The sequence below is a fragment of the Methylobacterium sp. B1 genome (assembly GCF_000333255.1).
Taxonomy (GTDB): Bacteria; Pseudomonadota; Alphaproteobacteria; order Rhizobiales; family Beijerinckiaceae; genus Methylobacterium; species Methylobacterium fujisawaense.
The window spans coordinates 1-16,839 of the sequence record NZ_BACT01000410.1 but is presented as its reverse complement, the minus strand read 5'-3'; the positions used below and the strand labels follow the sequence as shown (position 1 = coordinate 16,839).

At 70.9% G+C, this 16,839-nt stretch carries 17 protein-coding genes and 2 pseudogenes; 5 read left to right on the top strand and 14 right to left on the bottom strand.

The annotated features are described in order from the left end of the window. From I53_RS11965 to I53_RS11950, 4 genes and pseudogenes are all read right to left on the bottom strand, one after another. A pseudogene (locus tag I53_RS11965) lies at positions 1-306 on the bottom strand (protein translocase subunit SecF); the annotation flags it as partial. Between the two features lie 228 nt (positions 307-534). After that, positions 535-2,139 (bottom strand): protein translocase subunit SecD, encoded by a 1,605-nt coding sequence (gene secD / locus I53_RS11960; protein ID WP_043350919.1) that lies wholly within the window; start codon positions 2,137-2,139, stop codon positions 535-537. Between the two features lie 57 nt (positions 2,140-2,196). Beyond that, positions 2,197-2,529: a preprotein translocase subunit YajC gene (gene yajC / locus I53_RS11955; RefSeq protein ID WP_012319243.1), complete on the bottom strand. Its 333-nt coding sequence runs from the start codon at positions 2,527-2,529 to the stop codon at positions 2,197-2,199. 131 nt (positions 2,530-2,660) lie between these two features. Beyond that, positions 2,661-3,542, bottom strand: coding sequence for an alpha/beta fold hydrolase (locus tag I53_RS11950; protein WP_043350916.1), 882 nt, complete (start codon positions 3,540-3,542; stop codon positions 2,661-2,663). Positions 3,543-3,665: 123 nt separating this feature from the next. Between I53_RS11950 and I53_RS11945 the strand changes: the two genes are divergently transcribed. Further along, positions 3,666-4,058: a YidB family protein gene (locus tag I53_RS11945; protein ID WP_043350915.1), complete on the top strand. Its 393-nt coding sequence runs from the start codon at positions 3,666-3,668 to the stop codon at positions 4,056-4,058. 11 nt (positions 4,059-4,069) lie between these two features. On the opposite strand, the gene I53_RS11940 is transcribed toward I53_RS11945, so the two are convergent. Then, positions 4,070-4,330, bottom strand: coding sequence for a hypothetical protein (locus I53_RS11940; RefSeq protein ID WP_043350912.1), 261 nt, complete (start codon positions 4,328-4,330; stop codon positions 4,070-4,072). Between the two features lie 164 nt (positions 4,331-4,494). On the opposite strand from I53_RS11940, the gene I53_RS11935 reads away from it, so the two are divergent. Beyond that, complete coding sequence (locus I53_RS11935; protein ID WP_043350910.1) at positions 4,495-4,836, top strand: YidB family protein; 342 nt, start codon at positions 4,495-4,497, stop codon at positions 4,834-4,836. Positions 4,837-4,949: 113 nt separating this feature from the next. Here I53_RS11935 and I53_RS11930 read toward each other — a convergent pair whose 3' ends face one another. Then, positions 4,950-6,461: a peptidoglycan DD-metalloendopeptidase family protein gene (locus tag I53_RS11930; RefSeq protein ID WP_043350933.1), complete on the bottom strand. Its 1,512-nt coding sequence runs from the start codon at positions 6,459-6,461 to the stop codon at positions 4,950-4,952. A 202-nt stretch (positions 6,462-6,663) separates the two neighbouring features. On the opposite strand from I53_RS11930, the gene I53_RS11925 reads away from it, so the two are divergent. After that, positions 6,664-7,218, top strand: coding sequence for a GNAT family N-acetyltransferase (locus I53_RS11925; protein ID WP_043350931.1), 555 nt, complete (start codon positions 6,664-6,666; stop codon positions 7,216-7,218). A 43-nt stretch (positions 7,219-7,261) separates the two neighbouring features. Here the strand turns inward: I53_RS11925 and I53_RS11920 are convergent, their stop codons facing one another. The 6 genes from I53_RS11920 to I53_RS11895 form a co-directional block, all read right to left on the bottom strand. Next, the gene (locus I53_RS11920; RefSeq protein WP_043350907.1) at positions 7,262-7,540 is read right to left on the bottom strand and encodes a hypothetical protein; all 279 of its coding nucleotides are present in this window, start codon (positions 7,538-7,540) and stop codon (positions 7,262-7,264) included. 266 nt (positions 7,541-7,806) lie between these two features. Next, the gene (locus I53_RS11915) at positions 7,807-9,084 is read right to left on the bottom strand and encodes a porin (RefSeq protein ID WP_043350904.1); all 1,278 of its coding nucleotides are present in this window, start codon (positions 9,082-9,084) and stop codon (positions 7,807-7,809) included. A gap of 222 nt (positions 9,085-9,306) precedes the next feature. Continuing rightward, entirely contained in the window at positions 9,307-10,155 is an 849-nt protein-coding gene (locus I53_RS11910; RefSeq protein WP_043350901.1) for a 23S rRNA (adenine(2030)-N(6))-methyltransferase RlmJ, read from the bottom strand. A gap of 66 nt (positions 10,156-10,221) precedes the next feature. Continuing rightward, complete coding sequence (locus I53_RS11905; protein ID WP_043350900.1) at positions 10,222-10,884, bottom strand: ribonuclease T2; 663 nt, start codon at positions 10,882-10,884, stop codon at positions 10,222-10,224. Between the two features lie 2 nt (positions 10,885-10,886). Continuing rightward, entirely contained in the window at positions 10,887-11,348 is a 462-nt protein-coding gene (locus I53_RS11900; RefSeq protein WP_043350928.1) for a hypothetical protein, read from the bottom strand. A gap of 199 nt (positions 11,349-11,547) precedes the next feature. Then, positions 11,548-12,534 (bottom strand): extensin family protein, encoded by a 987-nt coding sequence (locus tag I53_RS11895; RefSeq protein ID WP_043350897.1) that lies wholly within the window; start codon positions 12,532-12,534, stop codon positions 11,548-11,550. A 111-nt stretch (positions 12,535-12,645) separates the two neighbouring features. Here I53_RS11895 and I53_RS11890 point away from each other — a divergent pair, with 111 nt between their 5' ends. Next, positions 12,646-13,878, top strand: coding sequence for an amidase (locus I53_RS11890; RefSeq protein ID WP_043350895.1), 1,233 nt, complete (start codon positions 12,646-12,648; stop codon positions 13,876-13,878). A 376-nt stretch (positions 13,879-14,254) separates the two neighbouring features. Next, complete coding sequence (locus tag I53_RS11885; protein ID WP_043350926.1) at positions 14,255-14,485, top strand: hypothetical protein; 231 nt, start codon at positions 14,255-14,257, stop codon at positions 14,483-14,485. A 583-nt stretch (positions 14,486-15,068) separates the two neighbouring features. On the opposite strand, the gene I53_RS11880 is transcribed toward I53_RS11885, so the two are convergent. Both I53_RS11880 and I53_RS35070 read right to left on the bottom strand, forming a co-directional pair. Continuing rightward, positions 15,069-16,214, bottom strand: coding sequence for an AI-2E family transporter (locus I53_RS11880; RefSeq protein ID WP_043350923.1), 1,146 nt, complete (start codon positions 16,212-16,214; stop codon positions 15,069-15,071). A gap of 507 nt (positions 16,215-16,721) precedes the next feature. Further along, a pseudogene (locus I53_RS35070) lies at positions 16,722-16,839 on the bottom strand (molybdopterin synthase catalytic subunit); the annotation flags it as partial.

Below are 16,839 nucleotides of genomic sequence, written 5' to 3'. Positions count from 1 at the left end.
CTGCTCGCCGGGCTGGAGCGGCAGGCGGACCAGCACGGTACCCTGGTTGCCCAGTTCCTGCACCTCCGGCTCGCCGAAGCCGAAGCCCGCGGCCGTGTGCCGGATCGCCGCGACGTCGGCGGTGCCGGATTTCGCCTGCAATTCGACCAGGGTCCCGCCCTTGAAATCGATGCCGAAGTTCAGCCCGATCGTCAGGAACAGCGCCACCGTGACGAGCGACAGCACCGCCGAGAGCGGGAAGGTGAAGCGCCGGAATCGCATGAAGTCGAAATGCGATTCATCGGGCCAGAGGCGGAGCAGGCGCATGGAAACGGACCTAACGTTTGGGAGATCTCAGCACCGGTCCGCTCGTCCCACCCTCACCCTCGACCTGAGGCGCCGGAGCGAAGCGGAGGCCTCGAAGGAGGGCTCCAGGGATCGCAGCGCCGTCTGGAGGGCCCCTTCGAGGCCCGCTGACGCGGGCACCTCAGGATGAGGTGAGGGTCTGGAGCGGCCTTCTTCCGCCGGTGATGCGTCTCCCGAAAGTGAACTCGTTCAGAACGGCAGGGTCTTCGGCCGGAAGGTCTTGTACCACACCGCGATCATCATCCGGGTCAGCGTCACCGCGGTGATGACCGTCGTCAGGATGCCGAGGATGAAGACCACGGCGAAGCCCTTCACCGGGCCCGAGCCGAGGAAGAACAGGATCAGGGCGGCGATCGCCATGGTCGAGTTCGAGTCGATGATGGTGGCGAAGGCCCGGTCGAAGCCCGCCTGCAGCGCCGAGATCAGCGAGCGGCCGGCATGGCTCTCCTCGCGCATGCGCTCGTAGATCAGGACGTTCGAATCCACCGCGGTGCCGATGGTGAGCACGATGCCGGCGATGCCCGGCAGCGTCATGGTGGCCTCCAGCACCGACATCAGGCCCAGGATCAGCCCGACGTGGACGATCAGCGCGATGTTGGCGATGAAGCCGAACGTCCCGTAGGTCGCGAACATGAAGGCCACCACGAGGCCCGCCGCCACCAGGGTCGCGAGCTTGCCGGCCTCGATGGAGTCGCGGCCGAGGCCCGGGCCGACGACGCGGCGCTCGACCACGGTGAACTTGGCCGGCAGCGCGCCGGCCCGGAGCAGGACCGCCAGGTCGTTGGCCTGCTGGACGGTAAAGTTGCCGGTGATCTGGCCCGAACCGCCGGTGATCGCCGAGCGGATCACGGGGGCGGAGACGACCTCGTTGTCGAGCACAATCGCCATGCGCCGGCCGATATTCTCCGAGGTCGCCTGCCCGAACCGCTGCGCGCCGCGCAGGTTGAACTTGAAGCTCACCATCGGCTCGTGGGACTGCTGGTCGAAGGCGGGCTGCGCGTCGGTCAGCTCGCCGCCATCGGCCATGACCCGGCGCTCCACCGGGACCTTGGCGCCCTTCTCGTCCTTGGAGGGCAGCATGTCGACGTCGCCCGAGGGGCTGTCGGCGAGCATGCGGAACTCGAGCTTGGCGGTCGAGCCGAGGAGCTTTTCCAGCCGCTCGGGATTCTGCTCGCCCGGCACCTGGATCAGAATGCGGTCGGCGCCCTGCTGCTGGATCGACGGCTCGGTGGTGCCGGTGGAGTCGAGGCGGCGCCGGATGACCTCGATGCCCTGGCTCACGGCCCGGCGGGTCCGGTCGGTGATGCCGGCATCGGTCAACATGAGGCGGATCACGCCGCCCGGCTGCTCGGAGATGTCGAGGGTGCGGGCCGCCGTCTGGCCTATCGAGGTGGTGATCGGCTGCGACAGTTCCTGAAGCTTCGGCAGGACCTTGGCCCGGGCGGCGGCGTCGTCGATCTTCACCTGGACGCCGCGCGGCAGGAGGCCGATGCCGCCGTCGGCGCGGACATTCTCCTGCTGGAGCACGCGGCGCACGTCGTCGCGCAGGGCCTTGGCCTGGGAGGCGACCAGCTCGTTCTGGTCGACCTCAAGCAGGAGCTGCGAGCCGCCCTGCAGGTCGAGGCCGAGCACGATGGCGCGGGTCGGCACGATCCAGCTCGGGAACCACGTGGGCAGGCTGGCGACGAAGCCCTTGCGCTGCTCGGGCGAGAAGAAGCTCGGCACGGCGAGCATCAGCCCCACCAGGATCAAGCCTAGTGTCGCGATGATCTTCGCACGGGAGAAGCGCAGCATCGGCCGTCTTTTTCTCTTTTGGGCCGGCGCACGACGCCGGCCGGTTCAACCGGGAACTCAGGCGGCTTTCACCGTGCCCTTGGCGCGGACCTCGGAGATCATCGACCGGACCACCCGAACGCGCACGTTCGGGGCGATCTCGACCTCGATCTCGGGCTGGTCGTCCGACGCCTTGGTCACGCGTCCGACGAGGCCGCCGTTGGTGACGACCGTATCGTCCCGGCGCACGGACTTCAGCAGCGCCTGGTGGTCCTTGACCCGCTTCTGCTGCGGCCGCAGGATCAGGAAGTACATGATCACGAAGATCAGAACGAACGGGACCACCTGAAAGGCGATCTCCGCTCCGCCAGCGGCCGCACCGGCCCCTTGCGCGAAGGCGGGGGTGATCAACGAGCGTCTCCTGCGAATGGCGTGCAGGTCTGCCGCCGGATGAGGCGCCCGCAGACCTGTCGAAAAGCGCGCGGACTATAGCCAGGGGCTACCCGAAAGCAACGTCGAAGCGACAGGCCGATGCGGCGCGCTCACAGCAGGGCGCGGATCGCCGCCGCGAAGGCGTCCGGCGCCTCCTGGGGAAAGTTGTGCCCGACCCCCGCGACGATCTCACGCCGGTACGGTCCCGTGAAGTGGCGGGCGTCCGTGTCGGTGGCGGGCGGCGGCCCGACGCCGTCATCGGCCCCGAGCAGCACGATCGTCGGCACGGCGATCGCCGGCTGGGCGGCGAGCCGCGCCTCGATCTCCACCAGCGCCGGATCGCTCGGCACGAGCCCGAAACGGTGGCGGTAGGAATGCACCACCACGTCGACGAAGTCGGGATTGTCGAAGGCGCGGGCGGTCTGCGCGAAGGTCTCCGCGTCGAACGCCCAGGTCGGCGACCAGAGCCGCCAGAGCAGGCGGCAGAAGGCGTCCCGGTTCTCGGCGAGGCCGGCGCGGCCGCGCTCGCCGTGGAGGTAGTACTGGTACCAGAGACGGTGCTCGGTCTCCGGCGCGACCGGCCGCCCGGCGGCCGGGATGTTCTGGATGTTGTAGCCGACGCCGCAGCTCACGAGGCCCCGGGCCCGGTCCGGCCAGAGCGCCGCCACCACGCAGGCGGCCCGGCCGCCCCAATCGTAGCCGGCGAGCACGGCGCGCCCGATGCCGAGGGCGTCGAGGAAGGCGAGCAGGTCGGCCCCGAGGGCCGCCTGCTCGCCCGAGCGCGGCGTGGCGGGGTCCAGGAACCGGGTCGGCCCGTAGCCGCGCAGGTACGGGACGAGGCAGCGCACCCCGTCGGCGGCGAGACGCAGGGCCGCCGCCTCGCAGGCCTGGATATCGTAGGGGAAGCCGTGGAGCAGCACGGCGGGCGGCCCGTCCGGCGGACCGAATTCCCGATAGGCGATGTCCAGCACGCCGGCCCGCACGCGTTCCATGAACGACTCCCCCTCGCCACGGGGCGATCCTAGCGGGTTCGCCGCGCAATTGCCGCACGCGCTTGCCGCCGCCGCGTCGCGCCCGACTTCTCCTGCGACGAAGAAGCGCGACGGTGGAGAACGATGGGACTGCTCGACGGTGCGAAGAACCTGATCGGCGACGTGGTCGCGGCGGCCGACCGGGCCTTTGAGGAGACCGGCAGCGGCAAGCTCGCCTTGGCGCTCGCGAAATTCTATCCCGGCGGCCTCGCGGCCTTCCTCGACCGCCTGAGGGAGACCGGACACGGCGCGGCCGTCGATTCGTGGCTCTCGCCGGGCACGCGGCAGGCGGTTCCGGCCTCCGCGCTGGCGGCCTGCCTGCCGGAGGCGGTGACCGAGCGCCTTGCCTACGATCTCGGCGTGCCGGCCGCGCGCGTTCCCACCGTGCTCGCGGAGTTCCTGCCCGCCGCCGTCGCGGATCAGAGCGAGAACGGGAGCCTGAAGCCCCAGCCGAATTTCAGCACGCAGGTCCGCTGATCATCGGGGCCTCATGGGGCCGCGCATTTCATCAGAGGCGGGGCGGTCGCGCAGCTCAGATGGCAGCTCTGCTTCGCGAAGCAGAACCACGAGAGCGCGCCGCTCTTCAGGCAGGATCCGCCGCAATGCCGGTACGCGCCGTAGAGCGGCCGAACGAAGACGGCATCGGCGAGGGGGCGCGCCTCCGACGACCGCGCCGTCTCCGCGGCGGGCAGCGCCACCGCCGCACCGGCCGCGACCACGAGCACGAAAGACGGTGCCAGGACTCTCATTCGCGTCGACCGTGGAACCGTGTCCGGGCCGGCATACCGGGCCAAAGTCCGGGTCCTGTCGACTAAATTGCGGTTCACGCGGGCCGGGGGCAGCCACCGGCCTCTCCCGCTTTCCGGACGACGCCCTAGACTCCCGTCGACCGATCCTTCGACGCGAGGCCCACATGAGTCTGCTCAATTCCCTCGGCGGCTCGCTGGGGCAGATCGCCCTCAAGGCGTTGCCGGGCGTGATCCAGCAGGTCCTGCCCGGCGGGCTCAACGCCCTGCTCGATCAGCTCCGGCGATCCGGCTACGAGAGCCAGGTCAATTCCTGGCTCGGCCGCGGGCCCAACGAGCCGATCACCGCCGACGACCTGCGCAAGGTCCTCGACAACGATCAGGTGCGCCAGATGGCGGGAAAGCTCGGAATCCCGATGGACCAGCTGTTCCCGACCCTCGCGCAGGCCCTTCCCGAGACCGTGGACCACCACAGCCCCGACGGGACCCTGCAGGTGCCCAAGGCCTAGGCGGCCACGGCGCGGGCGAGGGGAGGGCCGGCGCGGCCTGACCGTCGGTCCGCAACGCGAAACGGCGGCCCCGTCCGGGACCGCCGCCGCGTGCCGCCGTCTTGCCGGTCGGCTCAGTTGCTGGCGAGCTGGGACATGGGATCCACGGGCGCGCCGCCCTTGCGGATCTCGAAATGGAGCTGCGGCGAGGTCACGTTGCCCGACGCGCCGGACTTCGCGATGGTCTGACCGCGCTTGACCTTCTCGCCGGGCTTCACGTCGATCTCGCCGTTATGGGCGTAGGCCGAGACGTAGCCGTTGGCGTGACGCACGAGGACCAGCTTGCCGTAGCCCTTCACGTCGGAGCCGGCATAGGCGACCGTGCCCTCTTCGGCGGCCTTGACGGGGGTGCCCTCCGGGACGGCGATGTTGATGCCCTCGTTGCCGGAGCTGCCATAGCCGGAGATCACCCGGCCCTTGGCGGGCCAGCGGAAGTTCTCCGTCGCCTCGGCCACGGAGCCGGTGGCGGCGGGCTCGGACTTGGCCTGGGCAGGAGCCGCGGCGGCCACCGGCTTCGGCGTCTCCTTGGCGGCGACCTTCTCGGCGGCGGCGGGCTTCTGCGCCGCCTCCTTGGCGGCCTCCTTGGTGGCCTGCTTGGCCGCCTCCTTGGAGGCTTCCTTGGCGGCCTTCGCCTCGGCGAGCTTCTGGGCGGCCTCCGCCTTCGCGGCGGCCTTCGCCTCGGCGCGGGCTTCCTGGGCCTTGGCTTCGGCCTTCGCCTTCGCCTCGAGCTTCGGATCCGCCTTCTTGTCGTCGGCCTTCTTCTCCTCGGCCTTGGCGACCTGTCCGGGACGCACGTGCTTCGGCTTCTCGCCGTCCTTCGCGGTGGCGTCCTTGCGGGTCTTGGCGTCGGCGACCTTGCGGGCGGCGGCGTCGCGGGCGAGCGCCTCCTTGCGCTCCGCCTCCTTCTCGGCGGCGGCGGCCTTCTGCGCCGCCTCCTTGGCGGCCTTCGCCTCGGCGAGCTTCTGGGCGGCCTCCTTGGCCTCCTCGCGCTTCGCGGCGATCTTGTTCTCGACCTGCTTGGCGTCCTCGCGCTTCTCCTCGGCAGCCCGGGCGGGCCGGGCGGACATCGGGGCCGCGGCGGGGTTCAGCCCGGAGGCGTTGTAGACCGGGATCACGATCTGACGACCGGGCGTGATCTGGCTCGCGTTGCTCAGGCCGTTGGCGGCCAGGATCGCCGAAGCGGGCACGCCGAAGCGGGTGGACATCTGGTTCAGGCTGTCGTTGCGCGAGACGGTGATCTGCGTGCCGCCCTCGGCGCTCCAGCCGACGCCGCCGGTGGAGGCGACTCGGGTCGCGGGGGCGGCAGCAGGGGTCTGGGCCGGACTCGCGGCGGCGGCCGGACGCGCGGCGCCGGGCGCGCTCAGCGCCTCCGATTGGATGCGGCCGGTCCGGACCGGCGGCACCGACTTCAGGGATCCGTCCGGCAGGCTGCCGGTGGCCGAAGGCTCCGAGTCGAACGGATTCGAGAATGGGTTGCCCAGCCGCGATGCGTCCGAGGAACAGGCGGCGGCCGCCCCGCCGATCATGCCGATGAGCGCGACGCGCGACAGCGTCCGCAACATCTGACCCGTACCGCGCACCCGCATCGACACACCCGTTTGCCTGACGCAACCTGATGCCCCAATGAAGACGGATTCAGGTTAAGCAACCGTTCCCGTTCCGCATACCTGCGACCCAGAAGCGAAGGAGCGCGCAGGGTTTCGCGCAGGGTTTCGCGCCGTGCCGGGGATGAAACCCAGGGGCGAGACCGTCCCTTTTCCTACCTGGACGGCTCCCCACATCGTGGACATATTTACCATCCGCGGCGCGCGCGACAGCTTGGCCGATCTGCCGGCGATCGAGACCGCGCGCCTCTCGGTCGCTGTCCTTCAGCCCGCGGACGCAGCGGCCCTGCGCCGGCTCACCGACGATCCGGCGATCACCGCCGCGGTGGACTTCCTGCCGACCCCCTTCACGCTCCAGGATGCCGAGGATCTGATTCGCAGCGGCCGGCGGGGCCGGGACTGCTTCCTCGGGGCCTGGACCCGCGGCGGCGCCGATCCCGGTGTCGCCCCCGATCCGGCGGGACGCGACCTGGTGGGGGTGGTCGGGACGCATCTGCGCGGCACCGGCACGATCGAGATCGGATACTGGATCGGGGGCGCCGCCCGCGGGCGCGGCTTCGCCTACGAGGCCGTATCGGCGATCCTCGGCCTTCTCGGCGCGCGCTTCCCGGCGCGCCTCGTGGTGGCGGAATGCCGCCCGGCCAACGTCGCGTCCTGGGGCCTGCTGCAGAAGCTGGGTTTTCGCGACACCGGCGAGGAGGGGCACCGCCCGGGCCGCCGCCTGCTCAGACGGGATTGAGCCCCATGGCCGGCGGGCGGACCCCGACCGCTGGTCTCAGGTCTCAGGCTCCACGCCGCCGCACCTTCGTGCGCCGCGGGCCGAGCGCGAAGGACGCCTCGTCGTCCGGCGAGCGCTCCGCCAGGGCGAAGCTGTGCAGTTCGTTCAGCCCGCCTCCGTCCCGGGGCTGCACCGCGACCAGGGCGTAGAAGGCTGCCCGCACCACATCCTTCCTGGACGCGTCGGGATGCGTCTCGCGGACGGCGACGCGCAGCGCCTTCGGCGTCATGCCAAGTGCGGCCAGGCTCCAGAGCGTCGCCGCGAGCGCCTCGATCGAAGCCATCCGAAACGCCCCCGTCGGTCGAGTCCCATCGTCTTGATACGGATCGGCCCAGCAACGACGCAAGTCTCGTTCAGACGACCGCAAGATCTTCGGCTCATCGAGCACATATCGTCACAACAATACGACGATATACGAAGTCGATTACTACAAATGTCGCAATCGATTTGCCAGAACACCTTCAATTTCAGCAGACAACAAAAAGCCCCCGGGCCTGAGGCCGGGGGCTTGCTGGCGACCGGTTCCGTGAACCGGTCCGGGTCATCCGATCAGAAGGTGATGCCGGTCTCGACCATGTAGCGGTCCTGGGAGGTTTTGTTGCCGGTGCGGCCGAAGCCGGTGCCGAGCGTCCCCTCCGCGAGGTTGCCACGGGTGATCCCGCCGAGTTCGACGTGGGCGTATTCCACCCGGAAGAAGTACCGGTCGAAGGTGAAGGTCGGCGTGACGGTGACCGAGAAGGCGTTGCTGCCCGCACCGAAGCCCAGCAAATTGGTCCCGCCGGATCCGCGGACGCCGGTCTGCTCGGTGTACTCGACGCGGCCGGCCAGGGAGAAATTATCGGTGAACGAGTAGGCCGCCAGCAGCGCGCCGCCGTAGGTCGACGCCGAGTTGGCGATGCCGACGCGCAGGTCCCGCTCGACATTGGTGAACTGGAAGTACGGCGAGATGATCCACGGGCCGTTCGCGTAGGTGTAGTTGATGTTGAAGATGCCGCTGTTCTGCTGGAGGTTCGGCGTCGCGAACTGGTAGCGCGGGCTGCGGTCGAGGGCGTTGGTCCGGCCGACGTTCAGGCCGCCGTTGACGCCGATCGTGTTGTAGTCGTCGAGCTTGTAGGCGACGTTGCCGGTGAACCACGTGATCTCGTTGGAGAAGAAGCCGTCCGTGCCCGCGAGGGACACCGAGAGCGGGCCGCTGCTGTAATTGACCTGCACGCCCTGGTTGATGAAGTTCTCCTGCACGAACAGGAGGCCGCGGTTGATGTTCAGGTTCTGGTAGGTGAACAGCAGCTCGGTGCCGATCAGGGTGAACATCCGGCCGCCCTGGACCGACCATTCATCGTTGATCTGGATCTTGCCGAAGGCGACCGGGACCGGGCCGAACAGGAGATCGGTCTGGGTGAAGGTGCCGAGCGTGGGGAAGCCGAGCTGCGGGATCGAGTAGCCGCCGGCCTGGATGTAGAACTGGAACGCGCCCTCGGGCTTCTGGATGATGCCCTGCACGTTCGAGAAGTCGAACCGGGCCGACCGGTCGCGGTCGTTGGGCGCCGCCGGGGTCGAGAACGAGGCGAACGGGTTCGACTGCGTGTAGCCGTAGCCGGTGATGGCGCCGCCCACGTAGAGGTCCCCGAGCGGACCCGCGGAGAAGCAGCTCGGATTCGGGTTGGCCTTGATCACGCCGCTATAGGCCGGACCGATCAGCGTGGCCTTGCACGGCTCGGCGGGGGGCGCGACGGGAACCGGCGCCGGGGCCGACAGATCGGCCGCGAGGATGCTGGTCGAGGACAGCAGCACGGTGGCCAGGCCGGCCAGGGCGGATCGCTTCAGCATGGTTCGGGGCTCGTTCGGATTCGTCTACGGCCAAGCTGACATCGCGCTGCGAATGACACAAAATCAAACATAGAGCAGTTGCATATTTTTTGGGCAGATCCCTATCGCTGAACACGTTCGACGCGGAAATGTGACTTTGCCGCCACAATCGTCCGGGCGGACCGGCGTTTTCCTTTGCGGGCGTCCGGAACAGCTTTCCCGGCACGGCCCAAGTCTACCGTGTCAGGCCGCGGGACCGATCGGATCGCAGCGAAATCCTCCAAACTCATGCCGGGCCAGCCGTTCGGCCAGGGCCGGCAGGAACAGCATCGCCTCCTCGGCGAGGCGCCACGGCGGGTTGACCACGATCAGGCCGCTCCCGGTGAGCCGCGTCGGGTCGCCCGGCCGCTCGATCAGGAGATCGAGCCGCAGGGCCGGGCGGGGCAGGGCGGCATCGAGGTCGCGGACCATCCGGTCGAGGGCCTCGGTGTCCTTGATCGGATACCAGGCCAGGAATACCCCGGTGGGCCATTTCGCCACCGCCCGGGCGAGGTGGGCGCCGAGGCGCTCGATCTCGCCGGGCACCTCGTAGGGGGGATCGATCAGCACGAGGCCGCGCCGCTCCGGCGGCGGGATCTGGGCGTTGATCGCGGTCCAGCCGTCGAGGCTCATCACCTTGGTGCGGGGATCGCGGGCGTAGCGGTCCTGCAGCGTGGCGGCATCCGCCGGATGGAGTTCCACGAACACGCCCTTGTCGCCGGGGCGCAGCGCCTCGCGGATCAGGGCGGGCGAGCCGGGATAGGCGGTGGCGCCGTCGCGCGCCTGCACCGCGGCCACCGCGGCCCGGTAGGGCGCAAGCAGCGCCTCGACATCCGGCGCGAAGGGCGCGGCCATCCGGCCCCACCCCTCCCGCCACTCGCCGGTCCGGGCCGCCTCGTCGGCCTCGAGATCGTAGACGCCGAGTCCCGCGAAGGCGTCCAGCGCCCGGAACGGCTTGTCCTTGAGCCGGAGGTGGTCGAGCACCCGCGCCAGAACGAGGTGCTTGAGGACGTCGGCGTGGTTGCCGGCGTGGAAGGCGTGCCGATAGTTCATGGCCGCGCGCTCAAGCCGATCCGGCGCCCCAGGTCCAGCACCCGGCGCGCAAAACGCCGAAAAAACCTAGCGGGCGGCGTCGAGACGCACCTCGGGCGCCCGGCAATTGCCGCGGGCGACCTCGGGGCAGGGGGCGAAGCCGCGCAGGTCCTTGCCGAAGCAGATCCGGACCTCCTGGAGCTGCCCGCGGGTGCAGGTGACCGCCATCATGTCGGGGCGCAGGCCGCGATTGGCCGCCACGAATTGCCGCGCGATCTCGATGGGGGCGAGGGATTGCGGCGGGGAGCCGCCCGTCAGGCCGTCGGGGATCGTCACCGCCTGCCGCGCCGTGCGAGCGGCCGCGAAATAGGCGGCGGGATCGAGGCCCGAGCAGGTGCCGTGCTTGCGCCACTCGTACCGGGCGAGCCCCTCGCTCGGATAGACTTGTCCGGCCACCTCCATGGCCTGCCGGGTGGGCGCACGGTTCACCGCCGAGCAGTTCTCCGGATAGCCGCGGGCATATTGCGGCCACAGGCCGTGGACGACGAAGCCGAGGCCGCGACCGGGGGCGCACTGGACGTCGTCCCGGCGTGCGCCCGGCCCCGCGCAGTAGGTCGGCGACCACGACAGGGCGAGGACGTAGAAGTCGAACGCGCCCGGCGTGCCGCCACGGGCGAAGCCGCCGTAATCCTGGGCGGCGGCCGGCCCGGCGAGGAGCAGGCCCGCGAGGCCGGCGGCGAGCCTGCGCATGGTCAGGGACGCGCCATCCGGCAGGCGGTGGCGTAGGCGTAGGCGAGGTCCCGGTCGAGCCCGTGGACGCAGAACTCGACGCCCCAGGTCGCCCCGATGATCCCCAGGCTCTCGCGCACCGAGTAGTCGACCTTGCGGCGGACGCCGTCCGACGTGGTGATGGTCGCGGTGCAGAAGCGGCGGGGATAGGTGTCGAGGCCCCAGGGCCGCCAGGCGGTGCGCTCGATCGTGTCGAAGGACAGGATCGTCATCGACGAATTCCAGAACTTCGCCTCCTTCTCGGCGAAGTTGGTCGAGACCCGCTCCAGCACCGACGGGTCCTGGCAGCCGGGGATCTGCGCGTCGAAGGGGAAGATCCGCTCCTCGGCGGGCTCGATGTCCTCCCGGGCCGAGCGGGCCAGCGCCGGCTGGGCCAGGGCAAGAAGGGCCAGCCCGAGGGCGAAGCCGTGAAAGAGCGGGCGCATGGCGCGTGCCTCGACGGATGTGCGATCCTGCATCCGCGAACGATGGCCCGGCCGCGCCGCCAGTCAAGCTCCGGCGGCCCCGCGCCGGTGCTTTGGCGGCCTGTGCGGCGCGGCCGCTACACTCGCCGGCCGATGCCCCCCGGAGCGGGACCGGCCCCCGCGGCCCGATCCCGTCAACCCGCGTTCCGGCGTCGCCCGGTCAGTAGATCGGCCCCGTGCTCGGCGGCGCGCCGAGCTGCAGCGGCTCGTCGTAGTCCTGCGCGGGCTCCTCGGGGGCGGCCGCGGCGATCCGTGGCGCCGGCCGCACCGGCGGCGCGGCGGTGTAGGCCGATGCCGCGGTCGGGCGGGCCGGCGCCCTGGCGACCTGCGTCGCGCCGCCGGCCTTCGACATCGGCGACACGCCGTAGGGATCGTCCTGCTCCACATCCACCGGCGCCTGCGGGGCGGCAGGCTGGCGCTGCGGCGGGACCGGACGGCTCAGCGGCCGCTCGACGCCGGTGCCGAGCTGTGGCGTGAACTTGATCATCGGCTGGCAGATCCGCCTCAGACCGCGCGGGTCGTGCCGGGCGAGATCGACGTGGATGTGGTCGTAGTGGAACACGTTCGAGCCGGGGGCCAGCACCGTGGTGAAGCGCTGGCAGGCGCCGAGGAAGATCTCGCGCAGGAAGCCCTGCTCGGCCTCCGTGCCGCGCCAGCCGCCCTTCACGGTGATCACGTGGCCGTCGGCGAGCTTGATCGACATGACGTCGATGGCGTTGCCGAAACCGTGCTCGGAGAGCTTGGCGCCGGGCTGGTTGTTGCGGCCGCGGCAGGAATAGGAACCCGCGTTGATCTCGGCGACCGGCACGCCGAAATAGAGGTTGGCGGCCGGCTGGATCGTGTCGGCGAGCCACGCCTCGGCCTCGACCAGCGCCGGGCAGCCCAGGGTCATCCGCTGCTTCAGCAGGACGGAGCCGCCGCCGAGCCGCGTCACCCGGAAGGGCTGCTGCATGCCGCACGGCCCGGGGCCGTCCATGGCCGCGATCGGCGTGACGAACTCCGAGGGCTCGACGAGCTTCTTGGCCAGGCAGACCTGCTCCGCCTGATCGCGCCACGGTTCGCGCCGCTCGAAATGATTGATCGAGCACGCGGTGAGGCCCGCGCCGAACAGCGCCAGAGCCGAGAACAGGGATACGCCACGCCACATGACCCGGACGATGCGCACGGTCGCGTAAAGCGTTCGTCAACGGCGTTTCGGGAATGACGCGACCTGTGGCGTCTCGGTTGACAGCGCCGCGGACCGCAGACTGAATGCATTATGCTTTCACTTCTCGACCTCCGCGCCCGCATCGCCGCCGGCACCCTGACCCCCGCGGGGGCGATCGATCTGTGCCGCGCCGCGATCGCCGCGCGGGAGCCGGACCTGCACGCGCTGGTCACCCTCGACCCGGCGCCGGCGATCCCGGAGACCGGGCCGCTCGCCGGCATCGCGGTGGGCGTGAAGGACATCATCGACAGCGCCGGCCTGCCGAGCCAGATGGGCTCGTCGATCTACGCGGGCTGGACGCCCCGGGGTGACGCCGCCGTGGTGAGCCGGCTGAAGCAGCTCGGCGCCGTCGCCCTCGCCAAGACCACCACCACGGCCTTCGCCAGCAGCGACCCGACCGAGACGGTCAACCCGCACGATCCCGGCCACACGCCGGGCGGCTCATCGGCGGGCTCGGCCGCCGCCGTGGGCGCCGGGATGCTGCCCCTGGCCCTCGGCACGCAGACGGCGGGGTCGGTGATCCGGCCCGCGAGCTATTGCGGCTGCGCGGCGGTGAAGCCGTCGTTCCGGCTGATCCCCACGGTCGGCGTGAAGACCTATTCCTGGGCCCTCGACACGGTCGGGCTGTTCGCCGCCGGGGTCGCGGACGTCGCCCATGCCCTCGCCCTGGTCACCGGACGCCCGGAGATCGACGGCGCGGATTCGGGCTCGGCCCCCCGCATCGCCGTGGTGCGGCAGGACTTCGCCGAGGCCCCGGAACCGGAGGCCGAAGCCGCATTGATGCGCGCCCGGCAGGCGGCCGAGCGGGCCGGGGCGCGGGTGAGCGACCTCGCCCTGCCGCCGGAGCTGGCGCAGGCCTGGGAGCGCCACCGCATCATCCAGAACTACGAGGGGCGGCTGGCGCTCGCCTGGGAGTACGACACGCAGGCCGACGCGCTCCCGCCCCGCGTCCGCGAGCATCTCGACGCTGGCGCGGCGATCGAGCCGGCCCAGTACGACGATGCCCGCCGCCACGGCCATCACGCCCGGCGGGTGCTGAAGGGCCTCTTCGCCGATTACGACGCGATCCTGACCTTCTCGGCGCCGGGATCCGCACCCGCGACCCTGGATTCGACGGGCGACCCGCGCTTCAACCAGCTGTGGACGCTGATGGGCGTGCCCTGCGTGAACGTGCCGGTGCCCGGCCAGAGCCTGCCGGTGGGCGTCCAGGTGATCGGCCGCTTCGGCGACGACGGCCGGACCCTGGCGGTGGCCCGGATGATCGAGACCGCGCTGCGCGGCTGACCGGCCGTCAGGGCGACCCGCACCGGCACGCTCTCGGGCGACGCCGCCGGGTGCCCATCCCGTCCGCCGTTCCGGGGCCGCGCAGCGCCCGGGATCCAGAGCCGCCGACTCGCCCGATCCCGGCGCCAGCGGCGTTCAGGGCGTGCGGGTTCGCCGGCGGCGCGCAGGACAAGCAGCGCGGGCGGCCGCTCGGGAGGGAGGCCCTTCACTGGCCGCCATGATGACGGCCGCGCAAAATGTCGCGTTGTGTTTCCTAGCGTACATTTGTGATTGTGAGCTCACCGACGCGACACTAGACACGGCTCATCGCTGGCAACGTTCTCCGGGCGCTAGCGGCCGGAAGACGCGCGCTCCCGCCCAAATGGTGGAGCGTCTTTTGGCACGCTACTTCATCAGCACGACCAACCACGTCACGGTCATGGACGAGGAGGGCGTCGAGCTCCCGAGCCACGGCGCGCTCCGCGAGCTCTTGCGCAGAGTCCTGACGGAACTCCTGCGCGACGAAGGCGACCTGACCGGGGTCAATGAGTATTCCGCTCACGCCTATGACGAGGCGGGCAGACTGGTCATGGTCGCGCGGGCCAGCTTCTCCGTCACGGACCAATAGGCCGGCTCCCTCAAGGACCCGGAGGTCGCGCTCCGCTTCGGCACGGAAGCGGACTCGGCTTCGTCCTCACTTGCCCCTGCCGCGCGCGGCGTCGATGAACCGGCGACGCTCTTCCTCGGGGCGCGCTTATCGGCGCCGCACCTGACGGGTTTCGGCTCGGCGGGTTTCGGCTTGGCGGGTTCGTCTTGGCGGGTTCGTCTTGGCGGGTTTCGGCTCGGCGCATGTGTCGGCCGGCATCGTCGCGGCCTTCGGATCACCCGCGGTGTCGGCCTTCGCGCCGCCGACAGTCGGACATCGCCGGAGGACACCGCGGCGGCCGGAGCCTGATCGGCGCTCTCCTTCGGGACGCCGGGCAGGCCGTCGATGCCGCCCCTGGAGACCGGCGCGCCGTCGCCCCCGACCTCGCGCGGGCGGCAAGCCCTCGAACCGCGCCGTCCTTCGGTCAGGCCCGGCATGCGCGGTGCGGCGGCCCCTCCCGGGGAAGGCTCGGGGATCGGGCCGGCTCCCCGACGCGGAAGCTCGGCCGGCAGGCCCTCTGCGGCGGCGATCCGATCGCCGGCCGCCCTGGAGCAAGTCCCTCCGCTCAATTGCTCGGCTGCTCGTGGAGCGTATCCTCCACGTAGAGCTGCTCCAGCAGGACCTTGATGACCGCCATCAAGGGCAGGGCGAGGGCGATGCCCCACAGCCCGAAGATCACGCCGAGGATCAGCTGGCCGGCGAAGATCGTGGCCGGGGGGATGTCCAGCGCCCGCTTCTGGATGAACGGCGTCAGACCGTAGCTCTCCAGGCACTGGACCGCCAGATACACGCCGATCGCGCCGATCACCGCCTTCGTGCCCGAGGCGAGCGCGGCGAGGATGATGACGAGGCCCGCGACCAGCGGCCCGACCGTCGGCACGAAGGCGAGCACGCCCGCCTGGAGCCCCAGGATCAGCGCACCGCCGATCCCCAGGAAGGCGAGGCCGGCCCAGGTGCACAGGAAGATCACCGCCATGATGATCAGCTGGCCGAACAGCCAGTGGCGCAGGGTCTCGCCGGCCCCGTCGAGGACCTGGCTGGCGCGCCAGCGCTTCGCCGGAGGCACGAACCGGACGACCCCGTCCCGGTAGGCCTTCGGGTCGGCCGCGAAGGCGAGGCCCAGAAAGGCGATCACGAGGACGTTGCCGAGGGCATCGAACAGGCCCAGGACCACCGCCGCGGCCGGTCCGAGGACGCTGCCGGCATCCGACACGAAGGAGCCGCTGCCCTTCATCAGGCCGGAGGCGAGGCCGGCGAGGCCGCCCTCCTTCTGGCCCGAATCCGTCGAGCCGTCCTTGCCGCTGCCCTGCGGGGCGAGGCTCGGCACGTCGATGCCGCGCTCCGAGAGCCAGCCCGACACCGTGGCCGCCTGATCCTTGATCGTGGTGCCGAGTTCGCGGCCCTGCTGGACGATGGTGGCGCCGCCGTAGCTCGCGAAGCCGACCACCGCGATCGCCACCACGAGGCTGAAGACGGACAATCGCAGGGCCCGCGGCAGGGGCAGGACGCGGCCGAGCCCGCGGGTCAGGCGGTCGAGGAACACGCCGAGGAGCACGCCGGCGAAGATCAGCAGGAGCGTGCCGGCGGACATCCAGGCCAGCGCCAGCGCCGCCACGAAGCACACCACGGCGATCCCGGAGGCTGCGAGCGGCGCCGTTCCGCGCCAGGGCCCGACCGGGCCGTCCAAGTCCTGTAGCTTGCTGTCCGACATCATCACTCCTGCACCGCGGGTTCACGAACGCCCTGGGCCCTCAGGGGTCAAGGGCGAGACCGCGGGTTCTCAGGGTGAAGCGACCCCGAACCGATGGTCCGGGTTTGCCGGCGACGTCCCCGGCTTGTTCGACTCTCCGACTGCGACGGATGCCCCGATCGGCCTTCCCGTCAGTCCGGGCACCGAAGGCGGGACCGGGATGACAGGGGGGACACGCAGGCGTCTGCGCGATGGCGGCGAGCGTTCGGGACGGCGATGTCCTGAACTGCCGGCTCTCTCCGGCCTTTGCGGGCGGCTGCGGGGCGGGGATGCCCGTCCGCCGGTTGTCCGCGCGCGCCGCCGGACCGCAGGCTTCGGCCCATCGGGCGCCCCCGCAGGAGCACTGGCGGCGCCAGTCGGATCCGCGCCCTCGGCCCGGGCCGGACATCGATACCGGCGATCAATCCAGCCGCCTCGTCCTCTTCGGGACGCGGATCGTGTCGCGCGGCGCAGCCCGGGACTCGACCCTCAGCGCCAGCGCCCGGCCGCGGCGTCATCCTGAGCCGTCGCCTCGACCCAACCGCCGGTGGTGCCGTCGGCGAGGTGCTCGCGCTTCCAGAACGGGGCGCGGGTCTTGAGGTAATCC

Coding starts and splice junctions, on each gene's coding strand:
- secD (WP_043350919.1), bottom strand. CDS start 2,139: ATGCTGCGCTTCTCCCGTGCGAAGATCATCGCGACACTAGGCTTGATC.
- I53_RS11950 (WP_043350916.1), bottom strand. CDS start 3,542: ATGGAACGCGTGCGGGCCGGCGTGCTGGACATCGCCTATCGGGAATTC.
- I53_RS11945 (WP_043350915.1), top strand. CDS start 3,666: ATGGGACTGCTCGACGGTGCGAAGAACCTGATCGGCGACGTGGTCGCG.
- I53_RS11940 (WP_043350912.1), bottom strand. CDS start 4,330: ATGAGAGTCCTGGCACCGTCTTTCGTGCTCGTGGTCGCGGCCGGTGCG.
- I53_RS11935 (WP_043350910.1), top strand. CDS start 4,495: ATGAGTCTGCTCAATTCCCTCGGCGGCTCGCTGGGGCAGATCGCCCTC.
- I53_RS11930 (WP_043350933.1), bottom strand. CDS start 6,461: ATGCGGGTGCGCGGTACGGGTCAGATGTTGCGGACGCTGTCGCGCGTC.
- I53_RS11920 (WP_043350907.1), bottom strand. CDS start 7,540: ATGGCTTCGATCGAGGCGCTCGCGGCGACGCTCTGGAGCCTGGCCGCA.
- I53_RS11915 (WP_043350904.1), bottom strand. CDS start 9,084: ATGCTGAAGCGATCCGCCCTGGCCGGCCTGGCCACCGTGCTGCTGTCC.
- I53_RS11910 (WP_043350901.1), bottom strand. CDS start 10,155: ATGAACTATCGGCACGCCTTCCACGCCGGCAACCACGCCGACGTCCTC.
- I53_RS11905 (WP_043350900.1), bottom strand. CDS start 10,884: ATGCGCAGGCTCGCCGCCGGCCTCGCGGGCCTGCTCCTCGCCGGGCCG.
- I53_RS11900 (WP_043350928.1), bottom strand. CDS start 11,348: ATGCGCCCGCTCTTTCACGGCTTCGCCCTCGGGCTGGCCCTTCTTGCC.
- I53_RS11895 (WP_043350897.1), bottom strand. CDS start 12,534: ATGTGGCGTGGCGTATCCCTGTTCTCGGCTCTGGCGCTGTTCGGCGCG.
- I53_RS11890 (WP_043350895.1), top strand. CDS start 12,646: ATGCTTTCACTTCTCGACCTCCGCGCCCGCATCGCCGCCGGCACCCTG.
- I53_RS11880 (WP_043350923.1), bottom strand. CDS start 16,214: ATGTCGGACAGCAAGCTACAGGACTTGGACGGCCCGGTCGGGCCCTGG.